The organism is Leucobacter sp. OH1287 (assembly GCF_003859945.1).
Classification (GTDB): domain Bacteria; phylum Actinomycetota; class Actinomycetes; order Actinomycetales; family Microbacteriaceae; genus Canibacter.
Genome location: NZ_RQYM01000007.1, coordinates 1 through 22,544, shown reverse-complemented (window position 1 = coordinate 22,544; position 22,544 = coordinate 1). Strand labels below are relative to the sequence as shown.

General features: G+C 59.4%; 22 protein-coding genes, 1 tRNA gene and 1 riboswitch. Of the genes, 8 read left to right on the top strand and 15 right to left on the bottom strand.

Features of this window, described 5'->3' with window-relative positions; genetic code table 11:
* The first annotated feature begins 99 nt into the window (after positions 1-99).
* Together EII30_RS04975 and EII30_RS04970 are read left to right on the top strand one after the other, a co-directional pair.
* Positions 100-762, top strand: coding sequence for an SDR family oxidoreductase (locus EII30_RS04975; RefSeq protein ID WP_124886231.1), 663 nt, complete (start codon positions 100-102; stop codon positions 760-762).
* Between the two features lie 119 nt (positions 763-881).
* On the top strand, positions 882-2,414 hold the full coding sequence (locus EII30_RS04970; protein WP_124886230.1) for an APC family permease: 1,533 nt from the start codon (positions 882-884) through the stop codon (positions 2,412-2,414).
* A gap of 102 nt (positions 2,415-2,516) precedes the next feature.
* On the opposite strand, the gene EII30_RS04965 is transcribed toward EII30_RS04970, so the two are convergent.
* Both EII30_RS04965 and EII30_RS04960 read right to left on the bottom strand, forming a co-directional pair.
* The gene (locus EII30_RS04965) at positions 2,517-2,951 is read right to left on the bottom strand and encodes a DUF3054 domain-containing protein (RefSeq protein ID WP_124886229.1); all 435 of its coding nucleotides are present in this window, start codon (positions 2,949-2,951) and stop codon (positions 2,517-2,519) included.
* Positions 2,948-3,850, bottom strand: a complete 903-nt coding sequence (locus tag EII30_RS04960) for an inositol monophosphatase family protein (protein ID WP_124886228.1) — start codon at positions 3,848-3,850, stop codon at positions 2,948-2,950. The genes EII30_RS04965 and EII30_RS04960 overlap by 4 nt, the downstream gene beginning before the upstream one ends.
* A 118-nt stretch (positions 3,851-3,968) precedes the next feature.
* On the opposite strand from EII30_RS04960, the gene EII30_RS04955 reads away from it, so the two are divergent.
* Positions 3,969-4,044: transfer RNA gene (locus EII30_RS04955), tRNA-Lys, on the top strand.
* Between the two features lie 13 nt (positions 4,045-4,057).
* On the opposite strand, the gene EII30_RS04950 is transcribed toward EII30_RS04955, so the two are convergent.
* The 13 genes from EII30_RS04950 to purU all read right to left on the bottom strand — a co-directional run bounded on the left by EII30_RS04950 (position 4,058) and on the right by purU (position 16,646).
* The gene (locus EII30_RS04950) at positions 4,058-5,014 is read right to left on the bottom strand and encodes a hypothetical protein (RefSeq protein WP_124886227.1); all 957 of its coding nucleotides are present in this window, start codon (positions 5,012-5,014) and stop codon (positions 4,058-4,060) included.
* A gap of 219 nt (positions 5,015-5,233) precedes the next feature.
* Positions 5,234-6,118: a metal ABC transporter permease gene (locus EII30_RS04945; RefSeq protein ID WP_124886226.1), complete on the bottom strand. Its 885-nt coding sequence runs from the start codon at positions 6,116-6,118 to the stop codon at positions 5,234-5,236.
* 7 nt (positions 6,119-6,125) lie between these two features.
* Positions 6,126-7,049, bottom strand: coding sequence for a metal ABC transporter permease (locus EII30_RS04940; protein WP_124886225.1), 924 nt, complete (start codon positions 7,047-7,049; stop codon positions 6,126-6,128).
* Positions 7,046-7,801 carry a metal ABC transporter ATP-binding protein gene (locus EII30_RS04935; RefSeq protein WP_124886224.1) on the bottom strand — a complete coding sequence of 252 codons (756 nt, stop codon included), beginning with the start codon at positions 7,799-7,801 and terminating at the stop codon, positions 7,046-7,048. The genes EII30_RS04940 and EII30_RS04935 overlap by 4 nt, the downstream gene beginning before the upstream one ends.
* Before the next feature lie 43 nt (positions 7,802-7,844).
* A complete protein-coding gene (locus EII30_RS04930; protein ID WP_233569292.1) occupies positions 7,845-8,762 on the bottom strand; it encodes a metal ABC transporter substrate-binding protein in 918 nt (305 codons plus the stop codon).
* A 143-nt stretch (positions 8,763-8,905) separates the two neighbouring features.
* Positions 8,906-9,586 (bottom strand): metal-dependent transcriptional regulator, encoded by a 681-nt coding sequence (locus tag EII30_RS04925; RefSeq protein WP_124886222.1) that lies wholly within the window; start codon positions 9,584-9,586, stop codon positions 8,906-8,908.
* Positions 9,587-9,670: 84 nt separating this feature from the next.
* Positions 9,671-11,581, bottom strand: a complete 1,911-nt coding sequence (locus EII30_RS04920; RefSeq protein WP_124886221.1) for an ABC-F family ATP-binding cassette domain-containing protein — start codon at positions 11,579-11,581, stop codon at positions 9,671-9,673.
* A 136-nt stretch (positions 11,582-11,717) separates the two neighbouring features.
* A complete protein-coding gene (locus tag EII30_RS04915; protein ID WP_124886220.1) occupies positions 11,718-12,326 on the bottom strand; it encodes a PepSY domain-containing protein in 609 nt (202 codons plus the stop codon).
* Between the two features lie 228 nt (positions 12,327-12,554).
* A complete protein-coding gene (gene ppk2, locus EII30_RS04910) occupies positions 12,555-13,610 on the bottom strand; it encodes a polyphosphate kinase 2 (RefSeq protein ID WP_199731575.1) in 1,056 nt (351 codons plus the stop codon).
* Between the two features lie 185 nt (positions 13,611-13,795).
* Positions 13,796-14,833, bottom strand: a complete 1,038-nt coding sequence (rarD, locus tag EII30_RS04905) for an EamA family transporter RarD (RefSeq protein ID WP_124886219.1) — start codon at positions 14,831-14,833, stop codon at positions 13,796-13,798.
* A complete protein-coding gene (locus EII30_RS04900; protein WP_124886218.1) occupies positions 14,833-15,300 on the bottom strand; it encodes a GNAT family N-acetyltransferase in 468 nt (155 codons plus the stop codon). The genes rarD and EII30_RS04900 overlap by 1 nt, the downstream gene beginning before the upstream one ends.
* 75 nt (positions 15,301-15,375) lie before the next feature.
* Positions 15,376-15,750, bottom strand: coding sequence for a YrdB family protein (locus EII30_RS04895; protein ID WP_158608664.1), 375 nt, complete (start codon positions 15,748-15,750; stop codon positions 15,376-15,378).
* A gap of 35 nt (positions 15,751-15,785) precedes the next feature.
* Complete coding sequence (gene purU / locus EII30_RS04890; protein ID WP_124886216.1) at positions 15,786-16,646, bottom strand: formyltetrahydrofolate deformylase; 861 nt, start codon at positions 16,644-16,646, stop codon at positions 15,786-15,788.
* 37 nt (positions 16,647-16,683) lie between these two features.
* A riboswitch (ZMP/ZTP riboswitch) is annotated at positions 16,684-16,785 on the top strand.
* A gap of 32 nt (positions 16,786-16,817) precedes the next feature.
* Between purU and glyA the strand changes: the two genes are divergently transcribed.
* From glyA to tyrS, 5 genes are all read left to right on the top strand, one after another.
* The gene (gene glyA, locus EII30_RS04885; protein WP_124886215.1) at positions 16,818-18,095 is read left to right on the top strand and encodes a serine hydroxymethyltransferase; all 1,278 of its coding nucleotides are present in this window, start codon (positions 16,818-16,820) and stop codon (positions 18,093-18,095) included.
* 61 nt (positions 18,096-18,156) lie between these two features.
* Positions 18,157-19,041, top strand: a complete 885-nt coding sequence (locus EII30_RS04880; protein WP_124886214.1) for a bifunctional methylenetetrahydrofolate dehydrogenase/methenyltetrahydrofolate cyclohydrolase — start codon at positions 18,157-18,159, stop codon at positions 19,039-19,041.
* Between the two features lie 86 nt (positions 19,042-19,127).
* Entirely contained in the window at positions 19,128-19,652 is a 525-nt protein-coding gene (locus EII30_RS04875; RefSeq protein ID WP_255409818.1) for an adenine phosphoribosyltransferase, read from the top strand.
* A 121-nt stretch (positions 19,653-19,773) separates the two neighbouring features.
* Positions 19,774-20,613: a mycothiol synthase gene (gene mshD, locus EII30_RS04870; protein WP_158608663.1), complete on the top strand. Its 840-nt coding sequence runs from the start codon at positions 19,774-19,776 to the stop codon at positions 20,611-20,613.
* A gap of 21 nt (positions 20,614-20,634) precedes the next feature.
* Positions 20,635-21,948 carry a tyrosine--tRNA ligase gene (gene tyrS, locus EII30_RS04865; RefSeq protein ID WP_124886212.1) on the top strand — a complete coding sequence of 438 codons (1,314 nt, stop codon included), beginning with the start codon at positions 20,635-20,637 and terminating at the stop codon, positions 21,946-21,948.
* Positions 21,949-22,544 lie beyond the last annotated feature (596 nt).

Genomic DNA, 22,544 nt, shown 5'->3' with positions numbered 1-22,544 from the left:
TAGCTAGACACGTTAGCTAGGTAGTTTAGACACACCAGCTAGGAACTTAGACATACTAGCTAGATTAGACACCGATTCGGCAAACCTGGGGGTTAAAGCATGACAGAGAAGATCGCGGTTGTTACCGGCGCGGCCGGCGGCATGGGCGTTGAAATCGTAAAAGAGCTGGCAAAAGACCACACCGTTTACGCGATCAGCCGCCGCGAGATTGAGTCGCAGCCGGGTGTTGTCTGGGTGCAGGCCGATATTCGTGAGCCGCTGCAGCTGGAGCTGCCACGGGTTGACGTGCTCGTGCACGGCGCTGCGGTGATGCAGGACGCAACACTGCCGGAGACCGACTGGCAGGACTGGCAGAACAGTTTCCTCGTTAACGTCACCGCGCCGGCGATGCTGACAAAACAGTTCCTGCCGGGGCTGCGGGAGGCAGCGGGCCGCGTTATCTTCATCAACTCGGGTGCCGGATCCCACGCGCACGCAGGTAAGTCTGTTTATGTTGCAACCAAGCACGCGCTTAGGGGTCTCGCCGACACGCTGCGGCTTGAGGAGGAGCTGCGGGTGACAACGCTCAGCCCCGGCCCAACCGACACCGCGATGCACCGCGACAGCTACCTCGAGAAGGGGCTGGAGTATCGTGCTGACTGGGCGATTGCGCCGATTGAGATTGCCAGGGCGATCCGCTTCGTGGTTTCCGCGGGCGAGTCAACCCAGATCACAAACCTCGATGTGCGGCCACGACTGGAACTGAATCGACGCCCGAAATAACCGATCAGAGCTGAGTTCTCGCCCAGAATCGAGAAGAGTCTGTGGCGCGCTGTTGCTTCGCAGTGTAAGATGACAGCGTTAGGTAAATCTCCTTACTCTGACCAGAACGGGGCACCGCAATGACGCAACAGCAGCGACACACACTGAAAAACGCAACCGATACCGGCCATATTCATGTTGGCAAGGGTCTGCACAGCGGTGCCATCGGGGTTGTTGGATCCACCGTCATCGGACTGGCATCGACGGCCCCGCTCTACTCGCTCGCCGCAACCCTCGGTTATGTGATCGTCGCGGTTGGTGCGCAGGCGCCGATCGTCTTTATTGTCGCCTGTGTGCCAATGATTTTTGCGGCGCTCGCCTACAACGAGCTGAACAAGGACATGCCCGACTGCGGCACAGCGTTCGTTTGGGGTGCTAAAGCCTTCGGGCCGATAACCGGCTGGATGGGCGGCTGGGCGGTCGCGGTTTCGGCGGTTATGGTGATGGCGAACGTCGGTGAGATCACCGGCAAATACTTCTGGCTGCTGCTCGGTAACGAGGCCTTCGCCTCCGACCGCACGGTTGTTGTGATAACCTCCGTTGTGTTTATCGCGATTATGACGATTGTCAGCACAATCGGTGTGCAGCTCGGTGAGCGGATGCAGATGGTGCTGATGACGATCCAGCTCACCGCGATGGTGCTGTTCGCGGTTTTCGCGGTCGTTGGCAGCCTGAACGGCAGCAACGAGGCATCAACGAGCTTCAACCCGGAGTGGTTCGACATAACCCAGATAACCAGCTTCAGCGGTTTTATGGAGGCGGTGCTGCTCGCGCTGTTCATCTACTGGGGTTGGGATAGCTGCCTCGCGCTCAACGAGGAAACCAAAAACCCGCGCAAAACCCCAGGCCAGGCCGCGCTTTTGAGTATTGCACTGCTGATTGTGCTGTACGTAGGGGTGTCGGTTGCGGCGATGATGTTCGCGGGCTTTGGCAGCGAGGGAACAGGCCTAACCAACGAGAGCAACCTTGAAGACGTGTTCAGCGTCCTCAGCGGCGCACTGTTCGGGCCGTGGGGCTGGTTCCTGATCCTCGCGGTTATGGTGTCGGCAGCCTCGTCCACCCAGACAACGATTCTGCCAACCGCGCGAGGCACCCTGTCAATGGCTGTCTACCGTGCCCTGCCTGCGAAGTTCGCGGAGGTGCACCCGCGGTTCAAGACCCCGTGGTTCTCAACCACGGTTATGGGCGTCGCCTCTATTGCGTACTACGTGATTATGTCGATTGTGTCGGAGAACATGCTCGCCGACTCGCTCTCCTCAATGGGTCTCGCGGTTGCGCTCTACTACGCGATTGTGTCGTTCGCCTGCGTCTGGTACTACCGTAAAACTCTCCGGGACAGCGCCCGCAACATGATTATGCGGGGTATTCTGCCGTTACTCGGCGGTATCCTGCTCGGTTACGCTTTCGTCTACAGCGCCATCGACATGATCAACCCTGAATACGGCTACACAGTGTTCTGGGGCATCGGCGGTGTGTTCGTGATCGGCGTTGGCGCGCTCGCAATCGGTTTCGTGCTGATGGGTATTTGGGCCTTCTTCCCGGGCGCTAAACCGTTCTTTAGGGGCGAGAGCCTCAACAAAGATACCCCGGTGCTGGTCCCTGACGAGGGATAGCGACCGGGGTACCGGGGGAGGGTGAGCAGCTGGCACGCTGTAGCTTACTAGGCGGCGCTGGTGGATCCGCCCACGCAGCCGATTATGCTGCCAGCTCGATGCTTAGTTGCTGCGCGGGGTTTTGTTCAGCTGCCTAAAACCGAGCGCGATCAGCCTGATGCCGACGAGGAACACCAGCAGCACAATCACGCTGACGATCAGGAACGCAACCGAGAAGCTGTTGGTTGTGAAGAAGCGCAGCAGCTGCCCAACCGCGACGGTGGCAACCCAGATGATGAGGCCGGTTGTGAGGGCGGTCGGTTTGATCCACACGCGGCTGATCAGCCACCCGAGCAGCAGGCCGACAAGGAACGGCCAGGCGCTCTGGAAAACACCGGGGATGCTCTGCTCAAGCCCGTGGTTGGCGCGGCCGATCGCCGAGAAAACCAAAACCAGTACTGCGTCGAGCACCAGCACTGTGGCGAGCAGCAGCCCCGACCGGTTTGCTGGGGAGGCGCCGCCCTGGTCGGCGCGCTGCGGTGTTGTGTGACTGTTCATTCTCTCTCCTTGTCTTGCCCGTGCAGGCTGGTGATGATGCTGCTGTGCAGCGGACCGTTTGATGCTAAACAGGATCCGGTTTCAATACTGTCTTTACCCCAGTAGTCTGTGATTTTGCCGCCCGCCTCGCGCACAATCGTGATGTGCGCCGCGAGGTCGTAGGGTTTAACATCAAACTCTCCGACGATATCGATCAGTCCCTCGGCGAGCAGCATATATGACCAGGCGTCACCGTAGGCGCGGTCACGCCACACCTGCCTCCGCAGGCTGAGCAGCGTGTCAAGCTCGCCCGCCTCCTCCCACTGCTGGATCGACTGGAAGCTCAGCGAGGCATCCGCGAGCTCGGTGATCTGGGAGGTGTGGATTTGTTCGGCGGGGGCGGATCCGATCTGCTTAAAGGCACCCTGACCCTTTAGCGCCCACCAAACGGTGTTGAGCGCGGGCATCGCAACCACGCCGAGCTGCGCTTCGCCGTTGACGACGAGGGCGATCAGGGTTGCCCAGTTGGGGACACCGCGCAGGAAGTTTGAGGTGCCGTCAATCGGGTCGACAATCCACTGGCGGGCGGCGGCAGCGGTTTTACCGGTTTCTTCGCCGTAAAACGAGTCGCCGGGGCGCTGGGCAAGGATTTCGTCGCGGATCGCGGCCTCAACCGCCTGATCGGCGTCGGTGACGAAGGTACGATCCGGTTTTGTGGAAACCCTGAGGTCTGCGGCGCGGAACCGAGGTAGCGCTATCTCAGCTGCGATCTCGGCCAGGCGCAGCGCGAGCTCCAGATCGGCGGGGGTCGCGGATCCTGCGCCCGCTGCGGTGGTTGATTCCGCGCTCGCGGGGGTTGCGGATCCGCCCACCGGAGCCGCTGACAAAACGCCCCCCTCGGTGTGTTCCTGATCTGACATCGGGTGCCTTTCTGCTTGATTTTTCAGTAGTTTTCGGACACGAAACGCGGCGGTTAGATTTGGTTTTGCGCGGGTGACATTTTGTGTGTTATATTAGTTCAGTTGTCAAAAACAATCTGCGCCTCTAGCTCAATTGGCAGAGCAGCTGACTCTTAATCAGCGGGTTCCGGGTTCGAGTCCCGGGGGGCGTACCACATCTCGTAACACTTACTGTTTTCTCACCCACGGAACACCAAAGTTGTGTCCGGTAAACAGCAGCTCCTGATCCGGGTTGTTGTTGATGTAGTCCATAATCAACTGGAGCTCAGAGTACTCATCAAAACCGGGCAGGTATCTGATCTGACTCGGGTTGACCTCGTCTGCTTTAGCGCAGTAGTAGAAAGCAAACCCGCCGGCGGCCAGGGGCTCACCGGTTGCGGCAAGGGCAACCGGCCGGGCACTAAAGCAGCCACCCAGTAGTTTTTCAGCGGCTCCAGGCTCGGTGTTCACAGGCTCCTCCTGCATAATAAAGCCCTCGCTGCGATCCTGGTCAGACTGCCAGTGAACCGGCCAGTCAATGTTGAGGCAGTGCATCGTTTCACCGCTTGGCAGTTTCGGGTAGCCGGGGATCTCTGCCTGGCACCAGGTGCCGTTGATCTTGGTTGGATCCAGGGCAGCCTTCTGCACGGACACACCGTTATCGCTGGCCTGCTGCGCTTTTACGCCCTCGCTCACCTCATCGTTTATCTCGCTGAGCTCGGTGCTTGCCTCGTCAAGCTTCCTGGTTTCGCTTTTTAGCCGGGTTTGCAGCTTTTGGATCTGCGCAACCCGCATCTCTTTCACCTTGTCGTCGCTGGGGAGGTTAATCTTGGACAGGTCAGTGCAGCTGTCAAGTTTCTGCTGCAGCTGCAGCGCGGAGTTGTTCAGCTCCTTGGTCATCGAGCTGGTCGGGTGTTTTTCTTGGATCTTAGAGTAGGCGTCATAGGTGTCGTTCGCCGCCTCAATAGTCGCCTGCAGCTTATCCCAGCTGGTGTTGTAGTCCTTTTTCGCGGACTTATACTGTTGAAAGGCCTCGTTGCGCGCCTGCTGCGTGTTGTGCTCACAAACGAGCAAGAAAACAACGGCGCCGATCACGCAGACAAGCGTGACCGCAATGGCGATTATCAGGGGTTTCTTGTTTTTCATGCGCCTGCTCCGTTCGCTGGTCGGTTAGCGTCATCCGCTAGCGTGATCCGCTCGCCCGCGCTGGTGCAGGCTGTTTGCGCGTTGCTATTAAGTCTAGTTGGTTACCGGCTGTTCTTGGCTAGAAAGCGCCGTAATCAGCCAATGTTGTTGAGCCAGAACGCACTGTCTGGCCAGACAGTTGCAAGCCAGAAAGAACCGCAATACCTCGCCGTTGTCGGGCTAGCTGGCGGCGGCGCTAACCGCTGCGCGCTGCGAGTTGTTAGCGCGGCGCCCGGTTTTGCTGATGATCAGGCTGAGCGTGAACAGCAGCGCGAACACGAGCGCAACCGCGGGGCTGGTCGGCTGGTCGAGATAGTAGGCGCTCCAGAACCCGGTAACCGATCCGAGCGCCGCAAAACCGACCGTAAATAGCAGCATGTGGGTGAGCTTCTTAACGAGCATAATTCCCGCCGCAACCGGCATAATCAGCATCGCCGGGGTGAGGATCGCGCCGGCCGAGTGGAACGCGCCGGTGACGGTTATCGCAACCGACAGCATCAGCGCCCAGCGGACAGCACCGGTTTTAATGCCGATGCTTTTCGCGTACGCGGGATCAAAGGTTGTGACCTTCAGGCGTGGATAAAGCAGCCAAACGAACAGCAGGTTCAACACGAAAATGCTCAGCACCGTGTAGAGGTAGCGCGGGCCGAGGGAGAGGCCGAAAACCTCCAGTTGCTCGAACGCCGCCAGGTTGGTGTCGCCGACGAGCACGGCGTGTGTGTCCAGGTGAACGTTTGTGAACTTTGTGCTCAGCAGCATCACGCCGATGCTAAACAGCGCGGGAAACACCAGTCCGATCGGTGTTCCGGTGCTGAGCAGCCCCGATTTTTTCAGCAGCTCCGTCGCCAGAACAACCAGCAGCGCTGCAAGCGCCGCACCGATTAACAGCAGCGGGCTCTGCAGATCCGCCGTGAAAAGATAGCCGATAATAATGCCGGGCAGAACCGAGTGAGCGATTGCGTCAACCAGCATCGAGTCTTGCCGCAGCACAATAAAGATACCCGGCACCGCGCAGGCGAGCGCGGTAACCAGCGTGATCAGGAATGCACCCGTTGTGAAGTCCATAACAGCCCTACCTTTTCACCGGTTCGTTTTCGAGGTTTGCCAGCTGGATCCGCTTACCGCGCAGCTTCGCGATGAGACCCCGACGCGGGGCCAGGAAGAGCGAGAGCAGCACAACAACGAACAGGATCAGCACGATTACCGGGCCGGTGGGAATGTTTCCGTACTGCACCGACAGGTATGAGCCGAGGCTGGCGGATCCGCCCCCGATCGCCGCCGCTAAAATCACCATGCCGCGCAACGATCTGGTCCACTGGCGGGCCGCCGCCGCGGGGGAGATGACGAAGGCGATCATCAGGATCAAGCCGACGGCTTTCACACCGATAACGATTGCGGTGACTACGGTTGTGAACAGCAGCCCGTCAAGCAGCTGCCGTTTGAAGCCGGAGGCGCTTGCGTAGTTGATGTCGAAGCTTGCGAGCTTGAGTTCTTTCCAGAACAGCAGCATGCCGATGAGTGCGATGGTTGTGATCACCGCGGTGATTATCAGGTCGGACTGTGTTAGCGTTGAGGCGTTGCCGAAGAGGTAGTTTTGGATGCCGCCCTTCTCGGGGAAATCGCCCTGTGTGATAATGTTCAGCAGTAGCATACCGACTGAGAAGTAGGCGACAAGTGAGACGGACATGGCGGCGTCCGGTTTCAGTTTGGTTTTTGCGATCAGCCACTGGGTTGTGAACGCGGCGAGGCTGCCGGTGATCAGGGAGCCGGCGGCGAGACCGATTAGGTTTCTGCCGTTGATGCCGTGAATAACGCTCGCCAGCAGGAAGAACGCCATCGCGCCCGGCAGCGCCGAGTGTGAGACAACGTCGGCGATCAGCGTCTGTTTCCGCAGATAGGTGAAGCAGCCGAGAGCACCGGCGGTGACGCCGACAACAACTGTTCCGATCAGTACCGTGCGGAAGGTGTGGTCGCTAAAGAAGTCGATTATGGTCACAGCGTCAACCCCAGGCTTTGCAGGTCGAGCGGTGCGTTAAAGGTTTTGGCGATGTTTTCGGCGGTGAACGCCTCAGCGACGGTGCCGGCGGCAACCACGGTGCCGTTTAACAGCAGCACCCTGTCGCACAGCTCCGGCACGGTTTTTAGGTCGTGGTGCACCATCACAACGGTTTTGCCGCTGTCGCGCAGCTCCTGCAAAACCGCGATAATCGCTTGCTGGCTCGACTTGTCAATGCCCTGGAACGGCTCGTCGAGGATCAGCAGGTCGGGGTTCTGTGCCAGACAGCGTGCCAAGAACACGCGCTGTTTTTGCCCGCCGCTAAGCTCACCGATCTGCCGTTTGGCGAGGTCTGTGATGTCGGTTTGGGCGAGTGCAGCGGCGGTGAGCTGACGTTGCTTCTTGCCCGGGCGGATCCCCCAACCGAGAGACCCGTAGGTTCCCATCTCCACAATCTCGCGCACGGTTGCCGGGAAATCCCAGTCAACCGAGCGTGACTGCGGCATGTAGCCGACCCGTGAACGGGCCGTTTTTAATGGTCCGCCAAAGAACTCAGCTGTTCCGGATAGCGGCTTCAGCAGCTCCAGCATAGCTTTAATAAGCGTTGACTTCCCTGCGCCGTTTGGCCCGATAATCCCCGTAATCGTGCCAGCGGGAGCAGCAAAATTAACGTTTAACAGCACCGGATTTTCATTGTAGGCAACGGATACGCCGTGAGCCGCGCAGCTGAGTTCTTTGGCGGAGGTCTTCATATTTCTTCCGTGATTATGTTGAGGGGGGGAAGGAAGCGGGGGTTTACTGGTTGCTGAGCGCCTGCGAAACAGCCTCAGCGTTGTGCTTCAGCACACCCAGGTAGGTGTCTACCGGGGCTTCTGCGCCGAGCGAGTCAGCAAACAGCTCCTCGTTAGCGATTTTCACATCCCAGCCGCGAGACTTAACAGCCTCCTGCAGGCTTGTGATCGCCTGCGGGGATGCCTGGTTGTCGAGGAAGATAGCAGGAACCTGCTTCTCGGCAATCAGATCCGCCAGCTCGCTAATCTGGCTCGCGCTCAGCTGCGCCTCGGTTGAAACGAAGTCGGTTGCGTGCACCTCAAGGTTGTAGACCTTACCGAAGTAGTTGAAGGCGTCGTGACCGCTGATCAAAACGCGCGGTTCGCCAACCGTGCTGATCAGTTCCTCAACCTCAGCTGAGGTCTCAGCGATCTGCTTGTTGTACGCTACCGCGTTGTCTTTGTAGGTTTCGGCGTTGTCTTTGTCAAGTTTTGCCAGGTGGTCGGCAACCGCGGTAACCACCTGCTGCCAGATTTCCGGTGAGTTCCAGATGTGTGGATCGTGCAGCGGGTTGCCCTCGTCGTCGGTCTCTGGCCAGTCGAGCAGCTCAGCCTCGTCAATGCCTTCACCAACCGCGAGCTGTTTATCGCCGAGCGACTGCAGCTCGTCGATCATCTGTGCTTCCAGGTGCAGACCATTCCACACAACAGCGTCTGAGTCACGCATCTTCTCGATGTCTTTGGTGGTTGGCTGGTAGGTGTGCGGATCGCCTCCCGGCCCAACCATCGTGGTGATCTCAGCATCGGGGGCAATGTTCTTCACAGCGTCAGCGAGGTAGCCGGTTGTTGCATAAACCTGCAGCGAGTCTGACTGGGCGGCGCTGTCGCCGTCAGTGCTGTTGCTCGCCTGGCAACCAGCTAGGAGGGTGGCTGCGGCAAGCACGCTTGTCGCAGCAATCGCTGTTCGTTTTAGTAACGCTTACATGATTACCTTTCATTTCTCTGAGGTGAGGGGAGAAACAATTTGTTCCGCAAAACTAATACTAATGTTAGGTTTACCGAACTTGCAATCTGCTGTGTGGCGTTTTATTTAGTTTTTACCGGGCTAACCCAGATGGACTGCTGGGCTAAACTACCCAAAAGCACCTTCCCACCGGTCTCATTTGTGAGAGTGAGCGACTCCGAGAAGGGGCTCTCAGCGGACACCCTCGCAACGGTGTCAACGCTAAATCCGTTCTCGGCGAGATACTGCAGCAGCCGGTTATCAACATCGGAGATGCGCTCGATCCGCACGCTATCTTCGTTACGGGCAGACAGCAGCAGTTTCGCCTGCGGGATGACGATGGATCCGTCAGCCTGGGGGATGGGATCCCCGTGCGGGTCACGGCTCGGATGGTCTAGTTTTTCGCTGATCCGCTCAATCAAAAGATCGCTAACCGCGTGCTCCAGATGCTCGGCCTCGTCGTGCACCTCATCCCAGGAATAGCCGAGCTCCTCAACCAGGTACGTCTCAAGCAGCCGATGTCGCCGGATCATCGCAACAGCGTGACTGCGGCCCTCCTCGGTGAGCGTGATCGTGCCGTATCGACTGTGCGAAACAAATCCCTGGTTGTTCAGCTTTTTTATCGCATCAGAGACCGTTGACGGTCGCACGCCGAGGTAGCTGGCGAGCGACGACGAGGCAACTGGTTTATCGTCCCACTCCTGCAGCGCCCAAATCGCCTTCAGGTAGTTTTGGGTGCTGGTTGTAAGCTCAGAAACAGACATAGACCGAGGTTAGCAGACCCCGCTGAGCGTCCGGTTAGGATTGCCGGGGTGATTTTCTGAGCGGATCCAGGTCCCGCCGCAGGGCTACCCCTCCAGCGCGGCTGAGACCTCCAGCCACTCCTCCTCAAGCGAGTCAATCTCGGCGGTGACAGCGTCAAGCTCAGCGCTCAGCTCGGTTAAGCGGCTGTAGTCCTGTGGTGAACACTCGGCGAGCCGCTTGTGAGCCTCCGTCCTCGCCAGCTGCAACTTTGCGAGCTTACGGTCAATCGCAGAGAGCTGCTTCCGCGCGGCGTGCTCAGCAGCCCCGGTGAGCTGCGGTTTTGCGGCGGGGTCTGCGACGACGGATCCAGATGCTCCGGCGGTTGCGGATCCACCCCCGGCGGCGGCTGTAGCGGCGGCGGGCTGGCTGGCTACGGTGCTTGCGGATCCACCCCGCTGGGATTGCGTGGGCGAACCGGCAGGCGAACCGGCGGTTGCGGGCGAGGCGCTGGTCAGCTGCTTGCTGAGCCGGAGATACTCCTCGATGCCGCCGGGCAGGTGGCGGAGGGAGCCGTGGAAGATTGCGTACTGCTGGTCGGTGACCCGCTCCAGCAGGTAGCGGTCGTGGGAGACAACGATCAGGGTGCCGGGCCAGCTGTCGAGCAGGTCCTCAAGCGCTGTCAGCATCTCCGAGTCGACGTCGTTGGTTGGCTCGTCCAGAATCAGAACGTTCGGCTGCTGCAGCAGGATTAGAAGCAGCTGCAACCGGCGTTTTTGGCCGCCGCTGAGATCCGCAACCGGGGTTGAGAGCTGCTCTCGCCTAAAGCCGAGACGCTCCAAAAGCTGTGACGGCGTGAGCTCTTTGCCGTCAATCTCGAAGCTGAACTTGGTGCGCGCGAGCACATCGCGGACACGGTCGTTAGCGATCTCCTGCAGCTGCGAGAACCGCTGATCAAGCACTGCGATCTGCACGGTTTTACCGTGTTTCACGGAGCCCGAGGTGGGGCTGACAGTGCCAGCGATCAAACCCAGCAGTGTTGACTTGCCGGCACCGTTGGCGCCGAGGATGCCGGTGCGCTCGCCGGGCGCAATATCCCAGGTGATGCCGTTAAGGATCACCCGCTCGTTGTAGTTGACGCCCGCGTTCTTCAGCCGCACAACGTCCTTACCGAGCCGGTTAACCGCGAGCCGCTGCAGTTTCACCGAGTCGCGCAGCGGCGGCACATCCGCAATCAGGGCGTTGGCGGCGGCGATTCGAAACTTTGGTTTGCTGGTTCGCGCGGGGGCTCCGCGCCGCAGCCAGGCGAGCTCCTTCTGCAGCAGGTTCTGCCGTTTCTGCTCCCGTGCGGCGGCGATTCTGTCGCGCTCAACCCGCTGCAGCACATAGGCGGCGTATCCACCCTCGAAGGGTTCAACGATTCCGTTGTGCACCTCCCAGGTTGTTTCGCTGACCTCGTCCAGGAACCAGCGGTCGTGGGTGACCACGAGCAGCGCCCCCTGCCCCTTCGGCCAGCGCTGTTTCAGATGGCGCGCAAGCCACGCAATGCCCTCTATATCAAGGTGGTTGGTTGGCTCGTCAAGCGCCAAAATATCCCAGTCAGCGGTTAATAGCTGGGCGAGTGCAACGCGGCGTCTTTCACCGCCGCTGAGGTTTTTTACCGGGGTGTCCCAATCGAGGTCAGAAACCAGGCCGCTAATTACGTCCCTGATGCGTGCGTCACCAGCCCAAACGTGCTCCGGGGTGTCTCCAACAATGTTGGCGCCGATGCTGAGCTCGTCGTCGAGATCGTCATCCTGTTTCAGGATCCCAAAGCTGATATCTTTTCTGCGTGTCACCTGTCCAGCGTCAGGCGCGAGATTGCCCGCGAGCATTGCGAGCAGACTGGACTTGCCGTCGCCGTTGCGGCCGACGATGCCGATTCGGTCACCCTCTGCAATACCGAGGGTGATACCGTCAAACACAACCCTTGTCGGGTATTCAAGTTTTAGATTCTCTGCGCCTAGTAAATGAGCCATGATAGTAATAAAGCTTACCGGCGTAACGTGCACAACCAGGCGCAGAGAATGGATGGATAGATAAAAAAAAGGTTTTTGTTTCAGACAGTAATAACCGGCAGCGACCAGCTGCGGTCACTGCCGGTTAGAAAAGCCGCTAGATAACCTGGCCGCTGTTGATGTCAACAAGCACAACCTCAGCAGCGCGGCTGGCGTCGGTCACAACCTTAACCTCCCAGCGCGGGGTGCCGGCGATGGTCTCGAGTGAGATCTCGTCGATCAGGCCCGCACGGTAGTTTAGCGCTGCCTTCGCTGCGTCAATCAGCTCTACGGTTGCGGCGTTCAGCTCGGCGATGTCGTCAAAGTCTGAGTCGTCATCAACCTCGGTGCTGAGCACATTCAGTGTGTTGGCGTCGATCAGCAGGTCAGTCTCAACGTTGCCGCTGTAAACCTTTACCTCCCAGCTCTGACCCTTCCAGTCGAGGTCGTAGAGGCGTGAACCGGGAACGGTCTCAAGCGCCTTAGCTACGGCTGCTTCTGCAGACTCTAGGGTGCCACCGCGGTTGTTGCTGGTGGTAGCTGATGAACCAGAGCTGTTGTTGCTGTTTGTAGAAGAGTTGCTGCTTGAGCCGTTCTGCTGCTGTTGCTGCTGCTGGGTGTTTGAACCTGCAGAGTTGTTTGGGGTGCCTTGGTTACCACACCCGGTAAGCAGAGAAGAGGCGATGCCCATAGTTGCGATTGCTGTTAGACCAATGATTTTTTTCATAAGCAATAATCTATCTTCGGGTGCTGTGTCAGAGCTATAAGCAAGCTGCAGGTTAGCTGACTCTGGGCTGTATAGTTCGGGGGAATACACGATAAACTCAGAAAACGTTTACCGCGGTCAAAACAAAAAAGTGCTGGCCCGAAAGATAGGAGTCGGGCCAGCACAGCTTTTAGTTTAGCGTAAACGGTGGCTGCGAGTAAGAGCCTCGCAGCCAGCCGCACCAGGGGTTTAGCCGGTTACCTTAGGGAACACTCCGGCTGGGTTTTCACCCTGGTCGTAAACATCAGCGGGGTTGCCGATGATCTTCTCGTCCGGGGTGCCAACAACCGAGTGATCCTTACCGGTGTACTCAAACTTTGAGAGCACCCAGCGCATCGCCTCAAGCCGAGCGCGCTTCTTGTCGTTTGACTTTACAACCGTCCACGGAGCGTGCGGGGTGTCTGTGTAGAAGAACATTGCCTCACGAGCCTCGGTGTAGGCATCCCACTTGTCGAGTGATGCCAGGTCGGTTGGGGAGAGCTTCCACTGTTTAACCGGGTCGGTTGAGCGGGAGAGGAAGCGTGAACGCTGCTCTGCTTTACCGACCGAGAACCAGAACTTAATCAGGTGGATACCAGACTGTGTCAGCATGCTCTCAAACTCTGGTGCGGAGCGGGTGAACTCCAGGTACTCCTGCGGGGTGCAGTAACCCATAACGCGCTCAACACCGGCGCGGTTGTACCAGGAGCGGTCAAACAGCACAATCTCGCCGCCGGTTGGCAGGTGCTGGACGTAGCGCTGGAAGAACCACTGCTTCTGCTCCCGCTCGGTTGGCTTCTCAAGCGCGACGGTGCGAGCGCCACGGGGGTTGAGGTGCTCCATAAACCGCTTAATCGCGCCACCCTTACCGGCTGCGTCACGACCCTCGAAGATAATAACAACCTTCTCACCGGTCTCTTTCACCCAAGCCTGGAACTTCAGCAGCTCGATCTGCAGCTTCCGCTTCTCTTTTTCATACTGTTTGCGGCTGATCTTGGTGTCGTACGGGTAGCCCTGGCGCCAGGCGTTTGGATCCGGTGACTCAGCGTCCGGGTTCAGCTGGTGCTCAAGCTCCGCGATCTCGTCAATCTCGGGGGTTACGTCAACCTGATCGGTTGCAGCCATCTCGAACTGATCGCCAGCGTCACTGGTTGCGATCTGCTCCGCGGTCTGCTGCTCAGCTGCATCCTGACCGGCAGAAAAACCTGACTGCGCCTCGGCTGCTGCCTCTGCAAAAGCTGTTTCTGGCTTGTTTTCTTGCTGCATATAACCCTCGTTTTCTAGTGGATTTCGTAAAATACCCCACTTCTATCAATTATACAGCTGATTCTCAGATTGTAGAGAATTAAAGCGGCCGCCAAACTCGCCGCAGCTGGTGGGCTCGGCGTTCCTGATTTAGTGGGTGGATCCAGGGACCCAGCGGCCTATTTCGGTTCAGCTTCCCAGCTGGTTCAGCGCTCCTGAATAATCGGGATACTGCCGGTAACCGGCACAACCGAGTCGAAGTCGCTGTCGCCAGCGGGTCCCTTGCTGCGCGGTGCCTGAGCGGATCCACCAACCAGCTGTTTCGCCGCTCGCCGCTGCCGCAGTGCCGTCAGCGTGCCACCGGTGAGGATCACCAGAATCGCGAGCGTCACAGCCGCGTAAACCGGTATCTCTGCGGTGGTTAGCAGCTCACCGGAGAAGAACGCGGCGGCGGCGAGGAACACCGGCTCGAAGTAGGAGAGCAGGCCGAAGATTGACATCGGCAGAAGCTTCGATGACAGGATCCAGATCACCAGCACACTCGAACCAAACACGGAGACGAGCAGCCCGTAAATCCACAGCTCTGGGCGTGCGACCATAACCGGGTCAGCGAACGCGAAGTAGGGGATTAGCAGCAGTGCGGCGGGCAGCATCGCCAGCTGCTCCCACATCATTCCGCCGAGGTGGGCTGTGCCGTTGGCGCGCCGCACAACAAAGTAGAGCGGGTAGCCGAGCGCGACAACCAGCGTCTCCCACGAGAATGAGCCAACCCGCACAACCTCAAAGCCGACACCGATTGCGGCGAAGAGCACCGCGATCCAGTGCCACCACTGCATTCTGTCTTTATAGAGGAACCTGCCGATAATCACAAGCACCAGCGGCATCAAAAAATAGCCTAGTGCAACCGGCAGGCCGCGGCCGTGCAGCGGACCCCAGGCGAACATCCACAGCTGCAGCGAAAGCAGCATACCGCTGAAGATAACGGTGATAATGCGCAGCGGTTTTTCGCGAATAAACCGCCAGGTTTCGCTCACCAGTTTTGTCTGTTTGGTGACCGCGAAAAGCACATAGAGCGCCAGAATACAGGTGATGATCCGCAGCGTCAGAATTGCTTCCGCGGGCATCGGGTGCAAAAGCGGTGTGAGATAGAACATCACACCGAAGCCCACGGATGAGCTGAGTAGCAGCAGTGATCCCTTACCGACTCTGTGCCCCTGTGCAGCAGCCCCCGCAGCCGCTGCCATTAGGCGTTTTGTGCGTTAATTACGTGGGTTGCAATAACCTCGCCGTACTCGGTTTCGCCGGTTGGTACAAAGCCCATGTGGTTGAAGAACTCTTCAGGGCTTGCGTCACCGAGTTCGTAGAGCACGGTTAGCTCGGTAACACCGCGCGATTTTGCCTCGGCGATCAGCTGCTGCACCGCGAAGGTGCCGACACCAGTGCCCTGCTCGGCGGCGTCAACATTGATCCGCCACAGCGCAGCCCGGAACTCTTCACGGCTCGCCTCCGGATCAAAGTTGGCGTGAATAAACCCAACAACCTTGTCTCCGCGCAGGATCACGCGCTGCCAGGCGGTTTCAGCCGGTGTCACAGCGAGGGCCGCGGAGTAGGATACGGGCGTAATGAACTGTTCCTGCCCAGGCTTCAAACTCAGGGAGTTAACGGCGACGATGGTTGCCGCTGATAGTTCTTCAAGTCGCAGATCAGTCATAACGTAAACTCTATAGGCTTTACCGTGTGAATTCCATGAGTTTCACAGCGCGTGAGACACAATTCGTCATAAAACCTAGCCCACGTGCTTAACCTGCGGTTTGGTGCGCAAAACCAGCTCAGTGTAGTTGAGGGTTGCGGCAACCAGCGTGAACAGTAGCACCGCGTACCACGGGAATCCGAGCTTCAGCATCGCCGCGCAGCCGGCCGCGAGAAACAGCAAAGACACCAGTCCGCGTGCGTATCCGTCAACCGCGAGAACCGGTTTGGGGGAGAGGAACAGCGCCCACACCAGCACGCTGACAAAGAAGGTCACAAAGCCGATAATGATGCCCGGCAGGGGAAGCTGCCAGCTGAGGAAACCCCAGGCGGTGAGCGCCGACACGACGGTCAGCTCAACCAGGCTTCTAATCAGCGCCAAAACTGCGATACTGCGTCTACGGTTTGCCATGCCTTCTAGCATACCCGGTCTGCCAGCGGGGGAGGCTACTGGAAGATAACGGTGCGGTTGCCGTCCAACAGCACCCGGTTTTCGGCGAACCAGCCAACCGCGCGCCGGAGGGTTTGCGCCTCCCTGTCCTGACCGATCTGCTGCAGCTTCTCGGGGGAGGAAGCGTGATCCACCCGCACAACATCCTGCTCAATAATGGGACCTTCATCGAGGTCGGTTGTCACAAAGTGGGCGGTTGCGCCGATCAGTTTAACGCCGCGCGCGTGCGCTTGCCGGTAGGGGTTAGCGCCCTTAAAGCCGGGAAGGAATGAGTGGTGGATGTTGATTGCCCGACCCGCGAGTTTTTCGCAGAGCGCGGGTGAGAGGATCTGCATGTAGCGGGCGAGCACAACCAGCTCGATGTCGTGCTCCTCAACCACCTCGAGGATACGATCCTCAAAGCGCTGCTTCGACTCCTGATCAACAACCGGGATGTGCTCAAACGGCACACCGTAGAAGGCCGCGAGATCGCTCGCAACAGTGTGGTTAGACAGCACCAGCGGTACGTCGATTGGCAGCTGCTCGTTCCGCTGCCGGTAGAGCAGATCGTTAACACAGTGGGTTGCTTTCGAGGCAAGCAGCAGGGTGCGGAGTTTGTGGCCTGACTCTGTGAGGCTCCACTGCATGCTGTAGCGGTTAACAACCGGCATCAGACACTCTTTAAAACGAGCCTCGAAGGTCTCCGGCTGAGCGACGGCGGTCACCTCGATCCGCATAAAAAAGCTGCCGGTGTCGAGAGAGGCGAACTGCTGGCTCTCCTCAATGTTGCCGCCCGCGGCAACCAGCGCACCGCTCACCGCGTGCACAATACCAGGCCCGTCAACGCATTTTAGAGTTAGCACCCAAGACTTTTGCATAACAGGTTATGTTACTCGCAGATGCTGAGATAAACTAGAACAGTGTCGCGACTGGCGTGCAGATGGGTGACCATCGGGGAGCGACAACGTAAGTATTTGTTTACTTCACAAACTAAGGCCGCTCGCCTGGGTCGCTGTAATTGAAATCACCCAAAATTACTGGAGGAATCTATGTCAGACCAGTCATTCTTTAACGAGCCACTGAGCGTAGTCGATCCTGAGATCGCCGATGTGCTCACCGCCGAGCTAGCCCGGCAGCGAGACACTCTGGAGATGATCGCGAGCGAGAACTTTGTGCCGCGCGCGGTGCTGGAGACAGTCGGCAGCGTGCTCACCAACAAGTACGCTGAGGGCTACCCGGGACGCCGCTACTACGGCGGTTGTGAAGCCGTTGACGTTGCGGAGGAGCTCGCCCGCGAGCGCGCCAAGTCACTGTTCGGCGCCAAGTACGCAAACGTGCAGCCACACTCCGGTGCTTCCGCAAACGCCGCTGTGCTCGCCGCAATCGCTGAGCCGGGCGACACCATTATGGGTCTTGAGCTGTCACACGGCGGCCACCTCACCCACGGTATGAAACTCAACTTCTCTGGCAAGCTCTACAAAGTTGTTAGCTACGGTGTGAACCCAGAGACCATGCTGCTTGACATGGACGAGGTGCGCCGCATCGCCCTCGAAAACAAGCCAAAGGTGCTGATCGCAGGCTGGTCAGCTTACCCGCGCACAATCGACTTCGCTAAGTTCCGTGAGATCGCTGACGAGGTTGGCGCAACCCTCTGGGTTGACATGGCTCACTTCGCAGGTCTGGTTGCTGCGGGTCTCTACCCGAGCCCGGTTCCGCACGCACACGTTGTTAGCTCAACCGTGCACAAGACCATTGGCGGACCACGCTCCGGCTTCATTCTCACCAACGATCTTGAGATCCACAAGAAGATCAACAGCAACGTCTTCCCAGGCCAGCAGGGCGGCCCGCTGATGCACGTTATCGCCGGTAAAGCCGTTGCTTTCAAACTCGCTGCAACTGAGGAGTTCGCAGACCGCCAGCAGCGCACCATCCGCGGTGCCAAGCTTGTCGCTGAGGCACTCACCTCTGACGCAGCACGCGCGGCCGGAATTGATGTGCTCACCGGCGGCACCGATGTGCACCTGGTGCTCGCTGACCTCCGCAAGTCAGAGCTTGATGGCCAGCAGGCTGAGGACGCGCTGCACGAGGTTGGCATCACCGTAAACCGTAACGCTGTGCCTTTCGACCCACGCCCACCAATGGTGACAAGTGGTCTGCGCATCGGCACCCCGGCGCTCGCAACCCGCGGTTTCGGCGACGAGGATTTTGCAGAGGTTGCTGACGTTATCGCACAAACTCTGCAGGGTGCGGATCGCGCTGAGCAGCGCCGCCGGACAGCTGCGCTCGCCGCTAAATACCCACTCTACCCAGGCCTTGAGCAGTGGTAAAACACTGTGCAAAACACAGTGTTAGTGAGTGGTAGAGAGCGCCAGCTAGGGGGTTAAAACTGTGACAGCACAACTCTTGGACGGCAACAAAGCCGCCGCCGCGATTAAGGCGGATCTGTCCGAGCGTGTTTCTGCGCTGAAGGAACGCGGCATCAGCTGCGGACTTGCGACGGTTCTGGTTGGCAGCGACCCGGGCTCGCAGTGGTACGTTGCCGGTAAGCACCGTGACTGTGCCGAGGTGGGGATTGATTCGATCCGCCGCGACCTGCCGGAGGATGTCACCCAGCAGGAACTGGAGGAGGTGCTGGCGGAGCTTAACGCCAACCCGGACTGCACCGGTTATATTGTGCAGCTGCCGCTGCCCGCGCACCTCGACACTGACCGGGTGCTGGAGCTGATCGACCCGGCGAAGGACGCGGACGGGCTCCACCCGACCAACCTTGGCAAACTGGTTTTGAACGTCAACGGCGAGATTACAACGCCGCTGCCGTGCACACCGCGTGGGGTTATTGAGCTCGTCGAGTTTGCTGGCCTTGACTGGGCGGGTAAGCACGTTGTGGTTGTTGGTCGCGGGGTGACAGTCGGCCGGCCGATCGGCCCGCTGCTGACCCGCCGCGTCCACAACGCAACCGTGACGCTCACCCACACTGGCACCAAGAATCTCTCCGAGCTGCTGCGGCAGGCGGACGTGATCGTTGCCGCGTCCGGCGTCGCCGGCATTATTCAAGCGGATCACGTGAAACCGGGTGCGATTGTGCTCGACGTGGGTGTTTCACGGCAGACGGATCCGGAAACCGGCAAATCCCGGGTTGTTGGCGATGTTGACAACGCGGTGCGCGAGGTTGCCGGCTGGGTTTCGCCAAACCCGGGCGGTGTGGGTCCGATGACCAGGGCACTCCTGTTAAAGAACGTGGTTGAGATGGCGGAGCGCGGCGCTGCAGCATAGCAGGCTGTTCGGCTCCGCTAACGGGGCAGGGCCGTGCTGCACCGCCGCGGCCGCGCGACCGTGATCGCAGGCTATTAAGGAGAAGAGTGAGAAGCGATTTAGACAGGGCTCTTGAGCTTGCCCGGATGATTCCAGACTATCCAGAACCCGGTGTGCTGTTTCGCGACCTCGCCCCTGTTTTAGCTGACGGCCAAGCGCTGAAAGCAATCACCACCGACATCGCGGATCGCTTCAGCGACGCGCCAGGCTTCGACGTTGTCGCGGGGATTGAGGCCAGGGGCTTCATCCTCGCGGGCGCCGTCGCCGTGCACAGCGGCTGCGGCGCGGTTTCTGTTCGCAAAGCGGGTAAGCTGCCGGCTCCCGCCGCGAGCGCCAGCTACGATCTCGAATACGGCAGCGCAACCGTTGAGGTGCAGGCCGATGTGCAGCCGGGCGCGCGCGTGCTGATTATCGACGACGTGCTCGCAACCGGCGGCACCGCGCTCGCCGCAAAACAGGTTATTGAGGCAATCGGCGGTGAGGTTGTCGGGGTTGCGGTGCTCTGCGAGGTGCCGGAGCTTGGCGGCAGGCAGGCGCTCTCAGGTCTTGACCTGCACATCGTGTTTGAATAGTTACGTCGCCCAGTGCCTACTCGAAAGTGCGGCGCGCACCGCCTAACCCGCGGCGCGCCACCCATTAACCGCCCGGCGCGACACCACCGTCTAACCTCCCGCTCGCCTGATTGGAGTTAGTGTGTTAACCACCGCAGCGATTACCGAGTTTGCTGAAACCGTCACAGCCCACGACGGCGTCCCACCGTTTAACGAGGCGACGCTGTTAAACCTCGACAGCAGAGAACAGCGGGCCGTGTTTGCGGATCTCGAAACCCCCGTCGCTTTGGCGCTCGGGCAACAGCTGGCTGACGGCCGAAGCGAGTGGGAGTTCGCGGTGCTGCCCGAGTATCGCGGGCGCGGTTACGGCGCTGAATTCTTGCAGCAGCTGCGTGATCCGGCGGGATTCGTGGTTTGGGCGCACGGCGACCTACCTGCCGCCCGCGCCCTCGCTGCCGAGCAGGGCCTGACAAAAACCAGAACGCTGTTCCGGCTGCTTGCCTCGCTCGGTGAGTATGACGCCGAGGAGATTAACGCGAAACTTCGTCAGGCGGGGTTGCGGATCCGCGCCTTAGACCCGGAGCGTGACAGCGAGGCCTGGGTGAGCCTCAACGCCCGCGTGTTTGCGAGTCACCCGGAGCAGGGGAGCCTCACAACCCGTGACCTGGAGGCGAGGCTGGCGCAGCCGTGGGCGGATCCATCCGCGTTCCTCGTGCTTGAAACCCCGGCGGGTGAGCTGGTTGGGTACAACTGGCTGAAGCTCGCGGGTGATACCGCCGAGATTTATGTGCTCGGAGTCAGCCCCGACTACGCGGGCAAGGGGCTTGGGAAGCTGCTCATGTTTGCTGGCCTGAATGAGCTTGTGACCAGGGGTTTTCGTGAGGTGGAGCTGTATGTTGACGGCGATAACACCGCCGCGGTTAGCCTCTACCGCTCGCTCGGATTTGAAACAGCCGCCGTCGATTCGCAGTACGCGGGGTAATGCTAAGCTACGATAGGTTGCATGACCACAGTAGATGAACGCGCGCAGATTCTCGCAGCGCAGAGCAATGATTCTAGCTTTGACTCCCTGTTTGATGAGCTGACCTGGCGGGGGCTGATCTCAACCTCCACCAACCCGGAGCTGTTAAAAGGGGCGCTCTCAGGCAGCATCACCTATTACTGTGGTTTTGATCCGACAGCTGCGAGCCTGCATCTTGGCCACCTGGTGCAGCTGCTGTTTATGCGGCGACTGCAGCTTGCGGGCCACAAGCCGCTCGCGCTGGTTGGTGGCTCAACCGGGTTGATTGGGGATCCGCGCCCCACCTCGGAGCGCACCCTCAACTCGAAAGAGACCGTGGCTGAGTGGGTTTCGGCCCTGCAGGCACAGGTGTCTAAGTACCTGAGCTTCGAGGGGGAGAACGCGGCCCGCCTGGTTAACAACCTCGACTGGACCGAGTCGCTCAGCGCGCTCGATTTCCTGCGCGATATTGGTAAGCACTTCCGTGTTGGCACGATGATCAAGAAGGAGGCGGTTGCCGCGCGCCTCGCCTCCGATGAGGGCATCAGCTACACCGAGTTCAGCTACCAGATTCTGCAGGCGTACGACTTCCTGCAGCTGTTCCGGGAGCACGGCTGCACGCTGCAGTCGGGTGGGCAGGACCAGTGGGGCAATCTGACGGCCGGAACCGATCTGATCCGCCGTGTCACCGGTGAGAGCGTGCACGCGGTCGGCACCCCGATTATCGCGAACTCTGATGGCACCAAGTTTGGTAAGAGCGAGGGCAACGCGATCTGGCTGGATCCTAAGCTGTGCACACCGTTCGCGTTCTACCAGTTCTGGCTCAACCAGGCGGACGCCGATGTGGCCGAGCGGTTGAAGGTTTTCACCTTCCTAACCCGCGACGAGATCGCCGAGTACGAGCGCCAGGTTGCGAGCGAGCCTCACCTGCGTGCCGCCCAGAAGCGCCTTGCCTTCGAGGTTACCGCGCTGGTTCACGGGCCCGCCGCGGCTCAGGCCGCTGAAGCTGCCGCAAAGGCGCTGTTCGGGGGTGGATCCTACAAATCCGTGCCCGAGGAGGTGCTGCGCCAGGCAACCGCTGAGCTGCCGAGCGCTGAGGTGAGCGTCGACACAACCGTTGCTGAGGCGCTCGTTAAGACCGGGCTGGTTAGGTCGCTGTCTGAGGCGCGTCGCACAATCGCTCAGGGCGGGGCCTCCGTTGACGGTGAGCGGGTTTCCGCTGAGGACACAACCCTCGCAGAGTTTGCCTTTGACCGCACACTGCTTGTGCTTGGCCGCGGTAAGAAGCAGAAGGCTGCGCTAACCATCACGCAGTAGCTGCGCGGGTGGATCCGGTTACCCGCGGCTCACGCCCCGGCTCACGCCCCGGCTCACGCCCCGGTTCCCACCCCGGTTCCCACCCTGTTTAGCGGGTGGATCACGCTGGTAGCGGCCGTGACACGCCCAACAGGAAATTCAGACGGTGCTCGGTGAAAATCTCACCGGGCACCGTTGTTTTATGCGCTGACCGCGCTTTTTCTTTCTAACGGTGGAATCCGACACGCCGTGTGGGTGTGTGGGATTTGCGTAACGCTTTGGAACTCGTGTAATGTTTTCATCTGTTGGCAGCGCGCCGATCGGGTCGGGAAACCGGGTCGGGGGAGCGGGGTGCTGGCAGGGGTTTAAGACCAGATGAAGGCCGGTTGGTTTTTTCAAGTTCTTAACCCTCTATATTATTCTTCTTTTCTAAACAATGCGATTGTTTGTTTGTTTGCTTTCGCTCTGTTGTTTGTGTTAGAGTGGTTGTTTGCAGGCGATACGGTTTTGTGTTGTTTGTGCTAGTACTGTTCGGGTGCGGCGGGCCTTGTTTTTGGGTTTGTTGTTACGGGTGGTGTCTGGTCTTTGAGAACTCAATAGTGTGCACTTGATTGTCA